Source organism: Nocardia donostiensis (assembly GCF_002081715.1).
Classification (GTDB): domain Bacteria; phylum Actinomycetota; class Actinomycetes; order Mycobacteriales; family Mycobacteriaceae; genus Nocardia; species Nocardia donostiensis.
Map to the genome: position 1 here is coordinate 107785 of NZ_MUKP01000011.1, position 17222 is coordinate 125006.

Below are 17222 nucleotides of genomic sequence, written 5' to 3' on the forward strand. Positions count from 1 at the left end.
ATCTGCCGCGGGCGTTAACCATCCGTGATAAAAAACGGTGGCCGAACTGGTCATAAGACGGATACGGCGGTGAGGAAGCGGTCGAGTTCGTCGAAGCCGACGAAGTAGTGCGGCGAGGCGCGCACCACCGAGTCGAGACCGCGGGCGGCCATATCCAGCAGGGTGGAGCCGCGGTGGCTCACCGTCACGGTGATGTTCTGGTCGGCCAGGCGGTTACGCACCTGTATCGGCTCGATGGCGTCGAGGGTGAACGAGACGATGCCGCTGTGCCGGACGCCGAGATCGCGCACCGTCACACCGGGGATATCGGCCAAGCCCTTGCGCAGGTAGGCCGCTCGGGCGGCGATCGCGTCGTAGACGACGTCGGGACCGAGGTCGAGCAGATATCGCACGGCGGCGCCGAGCCCGAGGCGGGCGGCGACATCGTGTTCCCAGAATTCGAACCGGCGCGCGTCCGGGGCGAGCCGGTATTCGCCCGGGGCCGTCCACTGGGCGCTGTGCAGGTCCAGCCGCCCGGGCTCCAGGGAGGTAGCCAGCTCGGGCCGTACGTACAGCAGGCCCGTGCCGCGGGGGCCGCGTAGCCATTTGCGGCCGGTCGCCGAGAGTGCGTCCACCCCGAGTTCGGCGACGTCGAGCGGTAGCTGCCCGACCGACTGGCAGGCGTCGAGCAACACCAGCGCACCCGCAGCATGCGCGATCTCGGTCGCCTCGGCGACGGGGTTGACCAGGCCGCCGTTGGTAGGGGCGTGCAGCAGTGACACCAGTGCGACCCGCTCGTCCATCATGTCGGCGAAGGCGTCCAGGTCGAGCTGACCGGTGTCGTCGCTGGGGATGTGCTCCACTCGTGCCCCGTTGGCGTGGGCGTGCTGTAGAGCGGCGATGGCGTTACTGGCGTAATCGGAACCGGAGATCAGCACCCGGTCGCCGGGCCGCAATCGGACGGAGTAGCAGAAATCGGTCCAGGACCGGGTGGCGCTGTCGCTGAGCGCGATGCTCGCGGGGGTGGTGTTGAGCAGTTCGGCGATAGCGTCCTTCACCGCGGCCAGGTCGTCGAGGCGTTCGTTGGCGGCCTGGTAACCGCCGATCTCGGCCTCCCGCCGCAGATGCGCGATCACAGTTTCGGTGACCTCCCGAGGCGGCAGCGAGGAGCCGGCGCTGTCGAGGAAAACCGAACCAGAACCCGCTCCCGGAGTATCACTGCGCACCCGTTGCTCGTCCAGCATGCCGTCGAGCCTAACGGCCTGCGCTGTCTTCGCGGCGCCGTCGTTTGTCGGTGGCCGCCGCTACTCTGGTGTCACACAGGCCGATACGTCACCGCGATTCACACATCACATAGCCAGCGCTGCATCGCCCCGGCGACACCGATAACGGGCGATATTCGCATCGGAGGCGCAGACGTCCCCCGCGTGTCCGAGGCACTACCGGAGACGAAACTGCGACGAAGCAGCACCGCGATACGAGAACCGCATCGGAGGTTGGCATGGCGGTCACACTCGAGCACCATGGGTCGGTAGTAGGGGTACGCAGGGGGTTGTCATCGCGTGCGGCAGCCGAGGCCTATATCGGCGGTGTGTGCTTCAAGCTCGGGCCACCGCTGCTGATCGGCGCCGAACTGGAATGGCTCACCGCGCACAGCGCCTATCGCAGACCTGGCGCCGTGGCGCCGCGCCCGCCGCTCGACCTGGTGGCCGCCGCACTGGGTCCCTACGCGCCACAGACCATCGCCCCCGCTTCCCCCGCCCGCCCGCTGCCCGGCGGCAGCCGGGTCACCATCGAACCCGGCGGTCAGATCGAACTGTCCAGCGCGGCCTGTCCCGATGCCGCCCGCCTGTGCGCGCGGCTCGACTCCGATACCCGGCTACTGCGGCAGCTGCTGGGAACCAAGTCGATCCGACTGGTATGGGCCGCCGCCGACACCGGCCGTCGCCCGCAGCGCATGCTGCGGCTGCCGCGCTATCACGCCATGGAACGCTATCTGGGCGGTATCGGCCCATTCGGCGCTCTCATGATGTGTAATACCGCCGCCACGCAGGTGAGTGTCGACGCGGGCACCGATCCCGCCGAACTGGCCGCCCGCTGGCAGACCCTGTACATGATCGGCCCGGCCCTGCTGGCCGCCTTCGCCCGCTCGCCCGCACTCTGTGGCGCGCCTCCGGGCGTGTGGGCTTCCCAGCGGATGCGCACCTGGCTGCGCCTGGATTACGCACGCACCAGACCGCCGGTACAGGAATGGGCGGACCCGGTGTCCGGGTACGCGCGCTGGGCGCTGGACGCGCCGCTGCTCTGTGTGCGCCGCCCGGCGCCCGCACGCCAGGAAACCGACGGTGAATGCGCGTGGAGCGCCCCGCCGGGCGCCACCTTCGCCGACTGGATATCCGGCGCGCTGGACGACGAGGTCGGCCGCAGACCCGGCTACGACGATCTCGATTACCACCTGACCACCCTGTTCCCGCCGGTCAGGGCCGCAGGCCACCTCGAGGTCCGGTATCTGGACGCGCAGCCCGGCGACAGCTGGTCGGTTCCCATACGCGTGATCGAGGCCCTGATGTCCACGTCGGCTGTAGTGCGGGACGCCTCCACTCTCGCCGCACCGACCGCCGGGCGCTGGCTGGACGCGGCCCGCCACGGCCTGGCCGACCCGCAGATCAGGACGGTCGCCACCGATCTGCTGGAAACCGCTGCCGAGCACGCCACGACCGCCGCTGCCCCGGCGATCCATGCCGCGGCCCGGCGTTGCCGAGCAGGCAGGCCGCCTGAGGAATCAGGAGATCGTGCATGAGCAAACGCGCCGACCCGTGCGAAGACCACTGCCACACCTCGAGAACCTTCCGGCGCGACGGAGCACCGTTCATCCCTCTGATCCGGCCGGTCCCTGCGGCGGACGGCTGGTACGGCTACATGCCGAGCCAGTCCTGCGTGGTGCCCCGGAGGCGGTGCGAGGCCCGGGCGAGATCGCATCGCCGGATACCGAGGCCACGCCGCGCGGCGCCTGGACGGCCGGAACCGCCCGCCCACCGCACAGCACGATACGAGCGACGGCCGAGTACGGCAGCAAGTTCCGCTTCTTCGTCTCCCTGCTCGGCAAGCCGTGCCGATACGGGGAGCCCGTCGTCGGCCTGAAGTTCGTCTCGAACCCCGCGACCGGAACTCACCAGGGATATACGCGACTGACCGGAGTACAGCCATGACCGTGCACCACCAGCCCGATATCGACCGTTCTACCGACCGGCTGCGTGACCGTATCGCCGAAACGCTCACCAGGGCGAGGAACCGCACCATCGCCCTCACCGCGTGCGTGGACGAGGCCGAACTCGTCGCCCAGCACTCCCAGCTGATGAGCCCGCTGGTGTGGGATCTGGCGCACATCGGCAATCAGGAAGAGCTGTGGCTGGTGCGCGATGTCGGCGGACGCGAACCCGTGCGCGCCGATATCGACGAGCTCTACGACGCCTTCAAGCACGCCCGCGCCAACCGGCCGCAGCTGCCGCTGCTGAACCCCGAACAGGCGCGCGGCTATGTGGGCACGGTGCGCCAGCAGGTGTGGGATGTGCTCGAGTGCAGTCCGTTACGCGGCGACCGGCTGGTAGACCGCGGTTTCGCGTTCGGCATGATCGCCCAGCACGAACAGCAGCACGACGAAACCATGCTGGCCACCCATCAATTGCGCAGCGGCCCCGCGGTGCTGTCCGCACCCGCCGCACCGCAGGCGGTCGCGCCGGTGCGCGGCGAGGTGGTGATTCCGACCGGTGAATTCACCATGGGCACCTCCACCGATCCGTGGGCGCTGGACAATGAGCGTCCCGCGCATCCCGTCCATGTGCCCGGTTTCGCCATCGACGCCGCACCGATCACCAACGAGCAGTACCTCGCGTTCCTCGACGACGGCGGTTACGAGCGGCCCGAACTGTGGTCCGAACGCGGCTGGGCGCACCGGCAGCAGGCCGGTCTGGTCGCGCCGCAGTTCTGGGAGCAGGACGCAGGCGGCCACTGGTGGCGGCGCGTGTTCGGGGCGATGACCCCGCTGCGCCCGCACCAGCCGGTGGTGCACGTGTGCTGGTTCGAAGCGCAGGCTTACGCCAACTGGGCCGGTAAACGCCTACCCACCGAGGCCGAATGGGAGAAGGCGGCCCGCTTCGACCCGGCGACCGGCCGGTCCCGCCGCTATCCGTGGGGCGAGACCGAACCAGGCCCCGGCACCGCCAACCTCGGGCAGCAGCACCTCGAACCCGCCGATATCGGCGCCTATCCCGACGGTGCTTCCGAATCCGGGGTACAGCAACTCATCGGCGACGTCTGGGAATGGACCTCGTCGGGTTTCGAACCGTATCCAGGTTTCCAGGCCTTCCCGTATCGCGAGTACTCGGAGGTGTTCTTCGGCGGCGACTATCGGGTGCTGCGGGGCGGGTCGTTCGGCACCGATCCGGTCGCCTGCCGCGGCACCTTCCGTAATTGGGACCACCCGATCCGCCGCCAGATCTTCGCCGGTTTCCGACTGGCTCGTGACCTGGGTCCAGGGGAGGGGTGAGCGGCTTGTTCCCTGGACGTACCCGAACGAAGGCTGGCCGCTGGCTCGCGGGTGCCGAGCGGGCAGCGCGGCTGTGTGCCCCGGACACGCACCATCCGGTGGCACCGACCGCGGCCGGTGCCGATGTGTAGGCATCTGGGGTATGTGGGTCCAGCCGTCCCGGTGGGGGAGTTGCTCGTCCGCGGCCCGCATTCGTTGCGGACCCAGGCGTGGGCGCCGCGCGATATGCGTGGCGGCGGGACCATCAACGCCGACGGTTTCGGCGTCGCCTGGTGGCACGGGGGCGAACCCCCCGTCACGCGGTACCGCAATCCCGCACCGATCTGGACCGACCCGGCTGTGGAGGAGGTACTCCCGCACCTGGAATCGACAGCCGTGCTGGCTGCCGTTCGGTCGGCGACGATCGGCATGCCCGTCGAGCGCAGTGCGTGCGCGCCGTTCCTGCACGAGCAGTGGGCATTCAGCCACAACGGCGTCGTCCCCGACTGGCGGACGGTGTCGTCCGCCGTTCTGTCCGATCTGGATGCGGCCGCCACCAGGGCAGGCGCCACCCGGCTGCTTCAAACCGGCGACCTGCTCGAGGCCGAATCGGCCACCGACTCGGCAGCGCTGTGGGTGCTGCTGCGCAGGCTGCTCGACCCGGCCGCACCGCGGGACCTGATCGCCTCGCCGCTGGCGGCGCTGCGGCTGCTCGTCACCACCGTGGTCACGCATGCGCCCGCCGCCCGGCTGAATCTGCTGCTCGGCGACGGTGCCAGCCTGTGGGCCACCGCCTGGGAACACGCCCTGTCGGCTCTGGTCACCGACGATTACGCGGTACTGGCCTCGGAGCCCTATGACGCCGACCCCCGCTGGCAGAGCATTCCAGAGCACAGTGTGGTGCGCGCCGAACCCGGCCTGCTGACTGTCGAATCCCTCAACAACGACCCCGTGACCGAAAGGGCCGTGTGATGACCGCACCCACTGTGGAGATCCACCTGACCGATGCCGACCTGACCGACGCGTTGCGGGCCGACGCCCGCCGCGGTCTCACCGCCGACCCCAAATGGCTGCCGCCCAAGTGGTTCTACGACGCCCGCGGCAGCGCATTGTTCGAGCAGATCACCGGACTGCCCGAGTACTACCCGACCCGCGCCGAACGCGGGCTCCTGGAACAGATCGCCGCCCAGATCGCGGCCATCGCGAGGCCGCAGGTGCTGGTCGAACTCGGTGCGGGTGCGGCGGTGAAGACCCGTCTGCTGCTCAACGCGTTCACTCAGGAGGGCTCGCTCAAAACCTACGTTCCGCAGGATGTGTCGGCATCGGCGCTGCGCGAGGCGGCCGCCGAGATGGCCGACTGCTACCCCGGTGTGACGGTGCACGGGGTGGTCAGTGATTTCACCGGCACCCTGAGCACGCTGCCGCGCGGCGGTAGGCGGATGATCGCCTTTCTCGGCGGCACCCTCGGAAACCTGGTGCCCGCCGAACGTGCCGAATTCCTCACCGGCATCCACGACGTCCTCGAACCGGGGGAGCAACTGCTGCTCGGCGCGGGCCTGGTCACCGACCCCGCCGTGCTGGTACCTGCCTACGACGACGCTGCGGGCGTCACGGCCGAATTCAACCGCAACGTCCTGCATGTGCTCAACACGCGGCTCGGCGCCGATTTCGTCCCGGAGAAGTTCCGGCACGTCGCGATATGGGATGCCGACGCGGAATGGATCGAGATGCGGCTGGAAGCGACCGAGGATATGACGGTCACCGTCGCCGACATCGGCCTCACTGTCGGCTTCGCCCGCGGCGAGCAGTTACGCACCGAGATCTCGGCAAAGTTCCGCCTGGCAACCCTCGACGCCGAGCTACGCGCCGCCGGTTTCGTCGTCGAACGCGCCTGGAGCGACCCTGACAACCGTTTCGCGCTGGTCCTAGCTGCCCGCACCTGAGACCGGCCGGGCAGCGGCGGACCCCGTGATACCTGCCGCCGGACAACGAGCTGCTGCCGCGGCAGAGACAGGTAAACGCGCTTCCACCAGCGCGAAGTCGCCGCTGCGGTACTGACGATGTGGTGCGCGCTGCGCTCGACACGTCCGACCCTCCGCGTGCAGGCAGGTGGTCGTGATATCGCCGCCGGGCAATGATTTGCTGCTGCGGCAGAGACAGGCAAGCGCGCGCGGGGGACGCCGCTGCGGTACTGACTGTGCGGCGCGCCGCGCTCTGGACACGTCCGACCGCCCGCGGGCAGGCAGGTGGTCGATCAGCGGCCGTGTGTACCCCGCACAGCAGCGGCGAGAGCTTCCGCGGGCCGATGCTCGAGTATTCGGTACGGAATCGTGTTACTCAGGTGTTCGGCACGATATCGGTGTTGTAGACGACGAAGCTGAGTACCAGCCCGATGACCAGCGCCACAATCGAGGCGGCCGCTGCCCATTTACCCAGCGGTTCACCCTTGTTGTGGCCGATCATCCCGAGAATGATCCCAGCAGCGCCGAAGACGATCGGGCAGAAGAACAGGCAGATGGCGGCGCATACGAACCCCACGATCGAATAAGTCTGTGGCCCGGCGGCCCGCTGCCGCGAGTCCTCGTACGGCTGGAACGACTGCTGCGGATACCCCGGATACGGTCCCTGATCGGGCTCTTTCCTCTGCCCGTACTGTTGCCCGTACGACCCACCCCCTGGCCCGTACGGTTGTTCGCCGTACCCGGCCTGTCCGCCTTGCCCGTAGGTTTCACCGCCCTGCCAGGTGCCGTGTTCGCCGGACGCACCCGGAGTGGGCGGATAGTTGTACGCACCGCCCGCCGGATACCCCTGGGCGCCAGGTGGCAGCGATCCCGGCTGCCCGGAACCCCACGGCTGCTCACCGGTCCTCGGTTGCTCGGGGCGCTCGCCCTGCCGCGGCTGCGCGCGGAACCGCTGGGTCTCGGGGTCGGCATGCCATCCGGCATCCTGCGGCTCCTGTCCGCCGGGTTCCGGCCGGGGCGGTTCCCCGCCGGGTTGCGCGCGCCACGCCTGCCCTGGTTCGCTTTCCTGCGGTTGCGCCGACCACGCTTGCGTCGGCACCTCGCCACCCGGCGTTTCTCCTGGCCGCGCACCGGCCGCACCCGGTTTCGCCTCCTGTCCGCCCGCCGCGGCTGCGTCGCCTTCCTCCGGTTCCGGCATCGTGCTCTGCGACGGTGGCTGCACCTGGTCGCTTCCCGCGGGGCGCGGCGTACCTTCGGTTCCCGGCCGCTCACCGGCTGCGGCTGGCCGCTCGGGCGTCGATTCGCCTGACGGAGGGGTGGGGGTGTCGTCGTCCGGCGGCTGCGGTGCGCTGCCGGTCGGCTGCGGGTCCTGCGGCGTGCTCATGCGCTCTCCTCGTTCGTCCGGTTACGACATGTCGGGGGTACCACCGGTGAAGCGAGTAATCAGGACGAATTGTGATACGAGTCACAAATTGAGCCGGCCGGTAGGCGCCGCATGGTGAGGTGCGAGGAAAGCATGACAAACACAAGCGGCCCGGACCTGAGTCCGGGCCGCCCCACGAAGTACGCGCTCAGGCGTTGCCGTTGAACAGCCCGGTCACCGAGCCGTTCTCGAACACCTCACGAATGGTGCGCGCCAGCAGTGGCGCGATGGACAGCACCGTCAGCTGCGGGAACTTCTTCTCCTCGGTGATCGGCAGCGTATTGGTCACGATGACTTCCTTGGTGCCGCAGCCGGCCAACCGCTCGGCCGCGGGCGAGCTCAGCACACCGTGCGTCGCCGCGATCACCACATCGCCGGCGCCTGCCTCCTTCAGCACCTTCACCGCGCCCGCGATGGTGCCACCGGTGTCGATCATGTCGTCGATCAAGATGCAGGTGCGGCCCTCGACCTCGCCGACCACCCGGTTCGACTTCACCTGATTCGGCACCAGCGGGTCGCGGGTTTTGTGGATGAACGCCAGCGGCGCGCCGTCCAGTGAGTCCGCCCACTTCTCCGCCACCCGGACGCGTCCCGAGTCCGGAGAGACAACGGTGATGTGCTCGAGGCTGTAATTCGACCGGATGTAGTCGGCCAGCTGCAGCTGGGCATGCATATGGTCGACCGGGCCGTCGAAGAAGCCCTGGATCTGGTCGGTGTGCAGGTCGACGGTGATGATCCGATCTGCGCCCGCGGTCTTCAGCAGATCCGCGACCAGCCGCGCCGAAATCGGCTCGCGACCGCGGTGCTTCTTGTCCTGACGGGCGTACGGGTAGAACGGCAGCACGGCCGTGATCCGCTTCGCCGAACCGCGCTTGAGCGCGTCGATCATGATGAGCTGTTCCATCAGCCACTCGTTCAGCGGCGCGGGGAAGCTCTGCAATACGAAGGCGTCGGAACCCCGGACCGACTCCTCGAAACGGACGAAGATCTCCCCATTGGCGAAATCGCGTGCGGTCTGCGGCGTGACGTGGACGTCGAGTTCCTTCGCGACCTGCTCGGCCAGCTCAGGATGAGACCGTCCGGCGAAGAGCATCAGGTTCTTCTGGTTGTCGATCCATGACGCGGTCACTACTGATTGCCATCCTTTAGCTGCTCGATTGCCTGACTCGACATCTCGTTTGCCGCGATGGCTTCCGCCGCCGCGCGCGCCGCAGCGGTTCCGGGACGATACCGCTGCACCCAGTTCTCAATATTGCGCTGTGGTCCGCCCGACACCGCGAGCGCCCCCGGCGGAACATTTCTGCGCAGTACGGTACCCGCTGCCGAATACGCGCCGTCACCCACGGTCACCGGCGCGACGAACATGGTGTCGCTGCCTGTCCGCACATGCGAACCGACCGTGGTGTGGTGTTTGTTCACTCCGTCGTAGTTGACGAAAACGCTGGACGCGCCGATATTGCTGTGCTCGCCGATGGTCGCGTCACCCACATATGTCAGATGCGGCACTTTCGAATGCGCACCGATATCGGCGTTCTTGGTTTCCACGAACGCGCCCAGTTTGCCGGATTCGCCGAGCACGGTGCCCGGACGCAGGTAAGCGAACGGTCCGATGGTGGCGCAGCGGCCGATCACCGCGCCCTCGCCGTGCGTGCGGATGACGCGCGCGCCTTCCCCGACGACCGTATCGGACAGGGTGCAGTCGGGCCCGATCTCGGCGTCTTCGCCGACGACTGTCGCGCCGAACAGTTGCACCCCTGGCTTCAAGATCACGTCCCGCGCGATGCGCACCCCGGCATCCACCCAGGTGGTGTCCGGATCGACCACGGTCACCCCGGCCCGCATATGCCGTTCCAGCAGATAGCGGTTGAGGGTGCGCGCGGCCTCCGCCAACTGCACCCGATCGTTCACACCGGTGACCTTCGCCGCATCCACCAGCCGTGCGCCGTGCACCGGATGCCCGGCCTCGCGCGCCAGCCGCAGCACATCGGTCAAATACAGCTCGTGCTGAGCGTTCGCCGTGGACAGCCGCCCGAGCATGGTGCGCAGCACCCGCACATCGAATGCGTAGACACCCGAGTTGACCTCGGTGATATGGGTCTGCTCCGGCGTCGCGTCGGCGTGTTCGACGATTTCCACGACTTGGCCGTCGTCGTCACGCACGATCCGGCCGTAACCGTTCGGGTCCGGCGGAACGAACGTCAGCACGGTGACCGCGGGCCGTTCCGCGTAACTGCGGTGCTCGTCCAGCAGCGCCGACAGGGTGTGGCCGTCCAGCAGCGGCACATCGGCGGAGGTGACCAGCACGTCACCGGTGAAATCGTCGGGCAATGCCGTCAGGCCGCATTGCACGGCATGACCGGTGCCCAGCTGCTCGGACTGCACGGCGGGAACGATCACGCGCCCCAGTTCATCCGCGACTGCGTCCACCGCCGCGCCGACCTGGTCCCGGTCGTGGCCGACGACCGTCACCAGATAGGCCGGATCGATATCGTTCGCCGCGTACAACGCGTGCGCGAGCATGCTCCTACCGGCCAGCGAATGCAGCACCTTGGGGGTCTTCGACCGCATTCGCGTCCCAGCGCCCGCTGCGAGGACGACGACGGCGGTCTGCTGTGGCATGAATCTCCCTCGGCCAACGATGGTCACCGTGCTCGCGAGCTCCGCCGCCAGGACTCGAACCTGAACTATCTGAACCAAAATCAGAGGTGCTGCCATTACACTACGGCGGATTGTCACACCGGCGGGTCACGCAAACCCACCACTGCGCCCCGGCACGGCAACGATACTCGCATGCCGACCGTGCATCCGTCGAACCGCATCTGGAGTCGGCGCGGCCGGATACCGGGGAGCACGCGCTGTCTGGCACAGTTGACGCGGACAATCTCGGTCGTGCGCACCACCGGCAGGAGCAAACGACCCCGGAGTAGGGAGGCGGGAGCGTTGTCTTCGGGTGAACCGAGCCGGTTGCCTCGGCCGCGTATGACAGGGACCCAACGGCGGCAGCAGCTGATCGAAATCGGCCGCGCCCTGTTCGCCGAACGTGGTTACGAGGCCAGCTCCATCGAGGAAATCGCGCAACGCGCCCAAGTCTCCAAACCCGTCGTCTACGAGCACTTCGGCGGCAAAGAAGGCCTGTACGCCGTCGTCGTCGACCGCGAAATGTCGATGCTGCTCGATATGATCACCTCCTCGCTCACCCAGAACCGCTCCCGAGTCCGGCTCGAACAAGTCGCGCTCGCCCTGCTCACCTACATCGAGCAGCGCACCGACGGATTCCGCATCCTGGTCCGCGACCAGCCCGTCGGTACCGGTGACGGCCGCTACTCCAGCCTCCTCAACGAAGCCGTCAACCAGGTCGCTCATATCCTCGCCGGCGATTTCGACCGCCGCGGCTTCGACACCACCCTCGCCACCCTCTACGCCCAAGCGCTCGTCGGCATGGTCTCCACCGCCGCAACCTGGTGGCTCGACGAACGCACACCTTCCAAGGAAGTTGTCGCCGCCCACCTGGTCAACCTGTGCTGGAACGGTCTCAGCCACCTCGAAGCCGACCCGCAACTCAGCTCAGAATGGCCGGCCGAAACCTCCGGATGATCTCCGAGCGAAGACGACGAATGATCAAGAACACCAGGTGAACCGCAGACGCGAACCGGCCGAATGCTCGAATCGACTGGCTCAGCGCACGCTGGTGGTACGGTTCACCCATCCTTTGGGTGCTGTTCAGGCGGTAAGTCGGTCAACTTCACCGATATCGGTCTACTTCAGGATGGCTGGTTTTCAGGATGACAGGCGGAAACGATGGCTAGGCAAGCGCGCGCGGAGATCACCCGCGACTCCGTCCTCGCGGGCGCAGCCGACGTCTTTCTGCGCTTGGGCTACGCCAACGCGAGCCTCAGCGAAATCATCGCGCAATCCAACGTCACCAAAGGCGCCCTGTACTTCCATTTCGGCTCCAAGGAAGAACTCGCCCGCGCAGTCGTCGACCAGGGCAACGAAAGACTCGTCAGCTCCTGCCAGGGCTTCTTCGACCCCCGAGTCCCCGCGCTCGAAGCCTGCATCGGCATCACCTACGTCGTCGCCGACCTCTCTGTGAACGACCCCATGGTCGGCGCCATGCTCAAACTCACCCACCAGATCGGTGACTACCGCGGGGCAAACGGCGACAACATCGCCAAATCGTGGGGAGAGACATACCGGCTGCTCGCCGAACGCGCCATTGCGCAAGGAGACCTCAACGAAGGTCTCGACCCGGAAACCATCGGCATGCTCCTCCAAGGGATCACCACCGGGGTACACATCGTGGCCGTGGGCACCGATTCGATGGACCAGATGGCCACGCGGATGGAACGGGCCTGGTATTTCCTGCTGCCGTCGATCGTCCCGGATGACAAGATCGCGTACTTCCGGGAGTTCGCCGCACGGAGACTACGCAGGTACGTGACGTAACACCGACCGCGACTCTGTAACACTGGCCGCGACTCCGTCGCGGCGGGTTTGCGGCCCCCTTGTGGCTCGCCGGGCCGCAAACCGTACGGGTTGGGTGAGCGTGGAAGTTATGGTCGGTTGAGTGCGGTTCAGGGGAGTTTCGGCGGGTGTGCTGCGGGGTTGTTGCCCGAGTTGGGCAGCGACCACCTGGGCCCGGGAGTGCGGAAAGGGGCAGGTTGTTCTGGACCGATTCAGGGGTAGGGTATCCGTCAACACCCCGAGACGGTCCCGTAGAAACGCTCCTTTCCCGACAACCCAGCCCCGTCCAGGGCGAGTCTTACGAGCCCGTTCGCGACCCGGCTCGCTTTTCAGCGACCGCAGCGCATTCGCCGAAGGCGCGGGTCACGGGCGTTGAAAAGCGAGCCACGAAGGGGGCGCGAACCTGCGCGCGCCAGCGCGCCAATAAACTCAGCTCGGTCGAATTCTCGTTCGCGTTCAGGAGTCTGCATGTCTGCCCCTCGTCCACCTTTGGCGGGACTGGCCGCGGCGGCCGGTGCCGATATCGCGTTGCGGACCGTGGCCGAGTTGGTCGGGAAGTCGCCGGTGGAGTTGGTGGCGCCTGCTGCGGCGCGATCGTTTGTGGCGGCTACCTTGACCGGCGCAGCAGGTGCAGCCGGGGCGGCTGGGGCGCAGCCGGTTGTGCTGGTGACGGCCACAGGGCGGGAGGCCGATGATCTGACGCTCGAGCTCACCGAGATGTTGGGGGCGGCGGTTGCGCAGTTCCCGTCTTGGGAGACGTTGCCGCATGAGCGGTTGTCGCCGGGCGCGGACACGGTGGGCCGCAGGTTGGAGGTTTTGCGGCGGCTGGCGCATCCGGAGGATCCGGTGTTCCCGGAACCGCTGAAGGTTGTGGTGACAACCGTGCGGTCGCTGATGCAGCCGATGGCCGATGGGCTGGGCGATATCGAACCGGTCGTGCTGCGGGTGGGGGCGGAATGTGATCTGGACGAGCTGCTGGAGCGGCTGGTCGAGTTCGCCTACACGCGTGTCGACATGGTGGGCAAACGTGGTGAATTCGCGGTGCGCGGCGGGATCCTTGACCTTTTCCCGCCTACCGCTGACCATCCGGTGCGCGTGGAGTTCTGGGGTGACGAGGTCACCGAGTTGCGGCCGTTTTCCGTCGCCGATCAGCGTTCGCTGCCGGATACGTCGGTCGATGCCGTGGTCGCGCCGCCGTGTCGTGAGCTGTTGCTTTCCGCCGAGGTGCGGGAGCGCGCAGCGGTGGTCGCCGCGGATTATGCCGCCGACGCCGCGCTGGTGGAGATGCTGGGGAAGCTCGCCGAAGGTATTCCGGTGGACGGGATGGAGGCGCTGCTGCCGGTGCTGCGGCCGGGTGGGTTGCGGCTGCTCACCGAGATCCTGCCCGACGGAGCCCACCTGCTGATCTGCGATCCGCAGAAGGTACGCACCCGCGCCGCCGACCTGGTGCGAACGGGTGAAGAGTTCCTCGAAGCGTCGTGGACGGCAGCTTCCTTCGGCGGGGATGCCCCGCTGGGTGGGCACGGCCTCGACCTGGCTGCCTCCGCCTATCGGCCGCTGCCCGATATTCATGCCGGCGCCGACCAGCGGGGGCTGCCCTGGTGGAGTGTGAGCCCGCTGGAATCCGGTGACCCTGCCGAAGTGGTGCTTCCGGTGCAGGCCGGGCCCACCGCACGCGGCTCCGACGAACTGGTCGCGACGATTTTCGCGTCCCTGCGCGCGCATGTCACCACCGGCGGGCGTGCGGTGGTGACTGTCGCCGGGCACGGTACCGCCCAGCGTGTCCTGGAACGTCTCGGTGATGCTGATGTACCCGCGGCCGCGTTGGACGCGGGCGACGAACCTGCCCCCGGCGTTGTCGGTGTGCTGTGCGCGTCGCTGCACGATGGCCTGGTTTTCGCCGACGCCGGACTGGTGATCGTCGCCGAATCCGATCTCACCGGCAACCGGGTCACCGCGCCCACCGACGGTAGGCGCCTGCCTGCCAAACGCCGCAACCAGGTCGATCCGCTCGCCCTGAACGCGGGTGACATGGTGGTGCACGATCAACACGGCATCGGCCGGTTCGTCGAGATGATCGAACGCACCGTCGGCGGCGCCCGCCGTGAATACCTCGTCATCGAATACGCCCCGGGTAAACGCGGCCAGCCCGGCGACCGCCTGTATGTGCCGATGGAATCGCTGGACCAGCTGTCCCGCTATGTGGGTGGGGAGATGCCGAGCCTGTCCAAGCTCGGCGGTTCCGACTGGGCCAACACGAAACGTAAAGCGCGCAAAGCGGTCCGGGAGATCGCGGGCGAACTGGTGCAGCTCTACGCTGCGCGTCAAGCGGCCCCCGGGCATGCGTTCGGTCCCGATACCCCGTGGCAGCAGGAGATGGAGGACGCATTCGCGTACACCGAAACCGTCGACCAGATGACGGCCATCTCCGAGGTGAAGGCCGATATGGAGAAACCGGTCCCGATGGATCGCGTGGTCTGCGGTGATGTCGGTTACGGCAAAACCGAGATCGCGGTCCGTGCAGCGTTCAAAGCGGTGCAGGACGGTAAGCAGGTCGTGGTGCTGGTGCCGACCACGCTGCTTGCCCAGCAGCATCTGCAGACCTTCACCGAACGCATCGCCGGTTTCCCGGTCACCGTGAAGGGGTTGTCCCGGTTCACCGACCCCGGGGAATCCCGTGAGGTGCTCGAAGGGATGGCGGATGGAACCGTCGATATCGTGGTCGGCACCCACCGGCTGCTGCAGACGGGTGTGCGCTGGAAGAACCTGGGCCTGGTCATCGTCGACGAGGAACAGCGGTTCGGTGTGGAACACAAGGAACACATCAAGGCGCTGCGCACCCATGTCGACGTGCTCACCATGTCGGCGACCCCGATCCCGCGCACCTTGGAGATGAGCCTGGCCGGGATCCGGGAGATGTCGACCATCCTCACCCCGCCCGAGGAACGGCACCCGGTGCTCACCTATGTCGGCGCCTACAACGACAAACAGGTCACCGCCGCCATCCGCCGCGAACTGTTGCGCGACGGTCAGGTTTTCTACGTGCACAATCGGGTGTCGTCGATCGACAAGGCGGCCAAGCGGATTCGCGAGCTGGTGCCGGAAGCCCGCGTTGTCGTCGCGCACGGCCAGATGAACGAAGACACCCTGGAGCGCACAGTACAGGGTTTCTGGCAGCGTGAATTCGATGTGCTGGTGTGCACCACCATCATCGAAACGGGCTTGGACATTTCCAACGCCAACACCTTGATCGTGGAACGCGCCGATGCCCTCGGCCTGTCACAGTTGCACCAGCTGCGCGGCCGAGTCGGACGCAGCCGGGAACGGGGTTACGCCTATTTCCTGTACCCGCCGGAGAAACCGCTCACCGAAACCGCCTACGACCGTCTGGCCACCATCGCCCAGAACTCCGACCTCGGTGCCGGTATGGCTGTGGCCATGAAGGATCTGGAGATCCGGGGCGCGGGCAATGTCCTCGGCGCGGAGCAGTCCGGTCATGTGGCGGGTGTCGGGTTCGACCTGTATGTGCGGCTCGTCGGCGAAGCGGTGGAGGCCTACCGCGCCGCCGCCGACGGTAAACCCATCACCACCGAGGAACCCAAAGAGGTGCGTATCGACCTGCCGGTGGACGCGCATATTCCACCCGATTACGTCGCCAGCGACCGCCTGCGTCTGGAGGCTTATCGCAAGCTGGCCGCCGCCCAGGACGATGCGGCGCTGACGGGCGTTGTGGAAGAGCTCGTCGACCGTTACGGCCCGCTGCCGGTCGAGGTCGGCCGACTGGTGTCGGTGGCGAAACTGCGCCTGTTGGCCCGCGAATACGGTGTCACCGAAATCGCGGTCACCGGAACAACGGTGAAGATCTCCCCGATGAGCCTGCCCGACTCCAAACAGCTGCGGCTCAAACGCATCTACCCCAGCGCCTCCTATCGTGCCGCCAGCGGGGTGGTGCAGTTCCCGCTGCCCCGGGTCGAGGACAGTGTCGGCGCGCAACGACTTCGTGATGTGGCGTTGCTTCAGTATGTCGCCGATCTGCTGCTCGCACTCGACGGTAAACCCGCGGGTGCGGTGGATCTCGCCGTCGAAACCGAAATGTCGGCGGCCCGATGAACCCGGACCCGGAATCTCGTATGCGGGATGAACCGTTGGCAAGCTCGTCCGGCTCGGAGTTGGACTCGGATACGGCGACGGTTGCTGCCGCGCTGGCTGAAGCCGTCGAGGTGATGGACCGCCTGTGGCGTTTCGGTGGCTGGGAGGTCACCCAGACCCACGATTCGCTGCGTCCCTATCTGCTCGAGGAAACCTACGAATTACTCGACGCCATCCAGCACGAGGATGCCGAAACCATCAAGGAGGAACTCGGCGATCTGCTGTTGCAGGTGCTGTTCCACTCCCGTATCGCCGAAGCCGCAGGCGAATTCACCGTCGCCGATGTCGCCGCCGCGTTGGTGGCCAAACTGGTCAACCGCAGCCCTCATCTCGCCACCGCCGCCGCGCTCGCCCCCGACGCCTCCCGCGCCGAAAAGATCGCAGCTCAGGAAAAAGCCTGGGAGGAACGCAAATCGGCGGAAAAATCCCGCCGCTCCTGCCTCGACGGCATAGCCATGGCCCAACCTGCCCTTGCCCTTGCCGAAAAGGTTCGAGCCCGCAGCAGCAAGGCTGGGTTACCTGACGATCTGATCCCCGATGCGCTGCGCAGCGTCACGCTCGGCGGTCGGGAGAGTGCCGAAGAATCCCTACGCAAGGCGACATTGGCTTTCGTCGCCGCTGTCCGTGCCGCTGAGGACGCGGCCGAGGCGGCGCGGGGTGAGCGTATTGCGCTCGGCGCCGACGAGTGGCGCAAGTACTGGCCTGTCTGACAGCGATCGAG

13 protein-coding genes and 1 tRNA gene are annotated in these 17222 nt (G+C 67.3%); 9 read left to right on the forward strand and 5 right to left on the reverse strand.

Annotated elements, in window-relative coordinates:
• Nucleotides 1–50: 50 nt before the first annotated feature.
• On the reverse strand, nucleotides 51–1223 hold the full coding sequence (locus B0T44_RS09955; protein WP_077116861.1) for an aminotransferase class V-fold PLP-dependent enzyme: 1173 nt from the start codon (nucleotides 1221–1223) through the stop codon (nucleotides 51–53).
• Nucleotides 1224–1480: 257 nt separating this feature from the next.
• Between B0T44_RS09955 and egtA the strand changes: the two genes are divergently transcribed.
• The 5 genes from egtA to egtD all read left to right on the forward strand — a co-directional run bounded on the left by egtA (nucleotide 1481) and on the right by egtD (nucleotide 6447).
• Nucleotides 1481–2779, forward strand: a complete 1299-nt coding sequence (gene egtA / locus B0T44_RS09960) for an ergothioneine biosynthesis glutamate--cysteine ligase EgtA (RefSeq protein ID WP_077116860.1) — start codon at nucleotides 1481–1483, stop codon at nucleotides 2777–2779.
• A gap of 154 nt (nucleotides 2780–2933) precedes the next feature.
• Entirely contained in the window at nucleotides 2934–3188 is a 255-nt protein-coding gene (locus tag B0T44_RS09965) for a hypothetical protein (RefSeq protein WP_077116859.1), read from the forward strand.
• The gene (gene egtB, locus B0T44_RS09970; protein ID WP_077116858.1) at nucleotides 3185–4525 is read left to right on the forward strand and encodes an ergothioneine biosynthesis protein EgtB; all 1341 of its coding nucleotides are present in this window, start codon (nucleotides 3185–3187) and stop codon (nucleotides 4523–4525) included. Before B0T44_RS09965 ends, egtB begins: the two co-directional genes overlap by 4 nt.
• Nucleotides 4526–4648: 123 nt before the next feature.
• Nucleotides 4649–5476, forward strand: a complete 828-nt coding sequence (egtC, locus tag B0T44_RS09975; RefSeq protein ID WP_077116857.1) for an ergothioneine biosynthesis protein EgtC — start codon at nucleotides 4649–4651, stop codon at nucleotides 5474–5476.
• Nucleotides 5476–6447 (forward strand): L-histidine N(alpha)-methyltransferase, encoded by a 972-nt coding sequence (egtD, locus tag B0T44_RS09980; protein WP_175648018.1) that lies wholly within the window; start codon nucleotides 5476–5478, stop codon nucleotides 6445–6447. The genes egtC and egtD overlap by 1 nt, the downstream gene beginning before the upstream one ends.
• A 394-nt stretch (nucleotides 6448–6841) precedes the next feature.
• On the opposite strand, the gene B0T44_RS09985 is transcribed toward egtD, so the two are convergent.
• The 4 genes from B0T44_RS09985 to B0T44_RS10000 form a co-directional block, all read right to left on the reverse strand.
• On the reverse strand, nucleotides 6842–7849 hold the full coding sequence (locus B0T44_RS09985) for a hypothetical protein (protein ID WP_077116855.1): 1008 nt from the start codon (nucleotides 7847–7849) through the stop codon (nucleotides 6842–6844).
• Nucleotides 7850–8036: 187 nt separating this feature from the next.
• Nucleotides 8037–9017: a ribose-phosphate diphosphokinase gene (locus B0T44_RS09990; RefSeq protein WP_077116854.1), complete on the reverse strand. Its 981-nt coding sequence runs from the start codon at nucleotides 9015–9017 to the stop codon at nucleotides 8037–8039.
• Complete coding sequence (gene glmU / locus B0T44_RS09995) at nucleotides 9017–10507, reverse strand: bifunctional UDP-N-acetylglucosamine diphosphorylase/glucosamine-1-phosphate N-acetyltransferase GlmU (RefSeq protein WP_077116853.1); 1491 nt, start codon at nucleotides 10505–10507, stop codon at nucleotides 9017–9019. Before glmU ends, B0T44_RS09990 begins: the two co-directional genes overlap by 1 nt.
• A gap of 39 nt (nucleotides 10508–10546) precedes the next feature.
• Nucleotides 10547–10617: transfer RNA gene (locus tag B0T44_RS10000), tRNA-Gln, on the reverse strand.
• Nucleotides 10618–10867: 250 nt separating this feature from the next.
• On the opposite strand from B0T44_RS10000, the gene B0T44_RS10010 reads away from it, so the two are divergent.
• From B0T44_RS10010 to B0T44_RS10025, 4 genes are all read left to right on the forward strand, one after another.
• Complete coding sequence (locus tag B0T44_RS10010; protein ID WP_077116851.1) at nucleotides 10868–11482, forward strand: TetR/AcrR family transcriptional regulator; 615 nt, start codon at nucleotides 10868–10870, stop codon at nucleotides 11480–11482.
• A 204-nt stretch (nucleotides 11483–11686) separates the two neighbouring features.
• The gene (locus tag B0T44_RS10015; RefSeq protein ID WP_077116850.1) at nucleotides 11687–12334 is read left to right on the forward strand and encodes a TetR family transcriptional regulator; all 648 of its coding nucleotides are present in this window, start codon (nucleotides 11687–11689) and stop codon (nucleotides 12332–12334) included.
• A 486-nt stretch (nucleotides 12335–12820) separates the two neighbouring features.
• Nucleotides 12821–16462, forward strand: a complete 3642-nt coding sequence (gene mfd, locus B0T44_RS10020; RefSeq protein ID WP_077116849.1) for a transcription-repair coupling factor — start codon at nucleotides 12821–12823, stop codon at nucleotides 16460–16462.
• A 113-nt stretch (nucleotides 16463–16575) separates the two neighbouring features.
• Nucleotides 16576–17211, forward strand: a complete 636-nt coding sequence (locus tag B0T44_RS10025) for a nucleoside triphosphate pyrophosphohydrolase (protein WP_245839345.1) — start codon at nucleotides 16576–16578, stop codon at nucleotides 17209–17211.
• Nucleotides 17212–17222 lie beyond the last annotated feature (11 nt).

What these genes read in the sequence shown, in the direction of transcription:
- B0T44_RS09955 (WP_077116861.1), bottom strand. Translation starts at nt 1,223, where the DNA reads ATGCTGGACGAGCAACGGGTGCGCAGTGATACTCCGGGAGCGGGTTCT.
- egtA (WP_077116860.1), top strand. Translation starts at nt 1,481, where the DNA reads ATGGCGGTCACACTCGAGCACCATGGGTCGGTAGTAGGGGTACGCAGG.
- egtB (WP_077116858.1), top strand. Translation starts at nt 3,185, where the DNA reads ATGACCGTGCACCACCAGCCCGATATCGACCGTTCTACCGACCGGCTG.
- egtC (WP_077116857.1), top strand. Translation starts at nt 4,649, where the DNA reads ATGTGTAGGCATCTGGGGTATGTGGGTCCAGCCGTCCCGGTGGGGGAG.
- egtD (WP_175648018.1), top strand. Translation starts at nt 5,476, where the DNA reads ATGACCGCACCCACTGTGGAGATCCACCTGACCGATGCCGACCTGACC.
- B0T44_RS09985 (WP_077116855.1), bottom strand. Translation starts at nt 7,849, where the DNA reads ATGAGCACGCCGCAGGACCCGCAGCCGACCGGCAGCGCACCGCAGCCG.
- glmU (WP_077116853.1), bottom strand. Translation starts at nt 10,507, where the DNA reads ATGCCACAGCAGACCGCCGTCGTCGTCCTCGCAGCGGGCGCTGGGACG.
- B0T44_RS10010 (WP_077116851.1), top strand. Translation starts at nt 10,868, where the DNA reads ATGACAGGGACCCAACGGCGGCAGCAGCTGATCGAAATCGGCCGCGCC.
- B0T44_RS10015 (WP_077116850.1), top strand. Translation starts at nt 11,687, where the DNA reads ATGGCTAGGCAAGCGCGCGCGGAGATCACCCGCGACTCCGTCCTCGCG.
- mfd (WP_077116849.1), top strand. Translation starts at nt 12,821, where the DNA reads ATGTCTGCCCCTCGTCCACCTTTGGCGGGACTGGCCGCGGCGGCCGGT.
- B0T44_RS10025 (WP_245839345.1), top strand. Translation starts at nt 16,576, where the DNA reads ATGGACCGCCTGTGGCGTTTCGGTGGCTGGGAGGTCACCCAGACCCAC.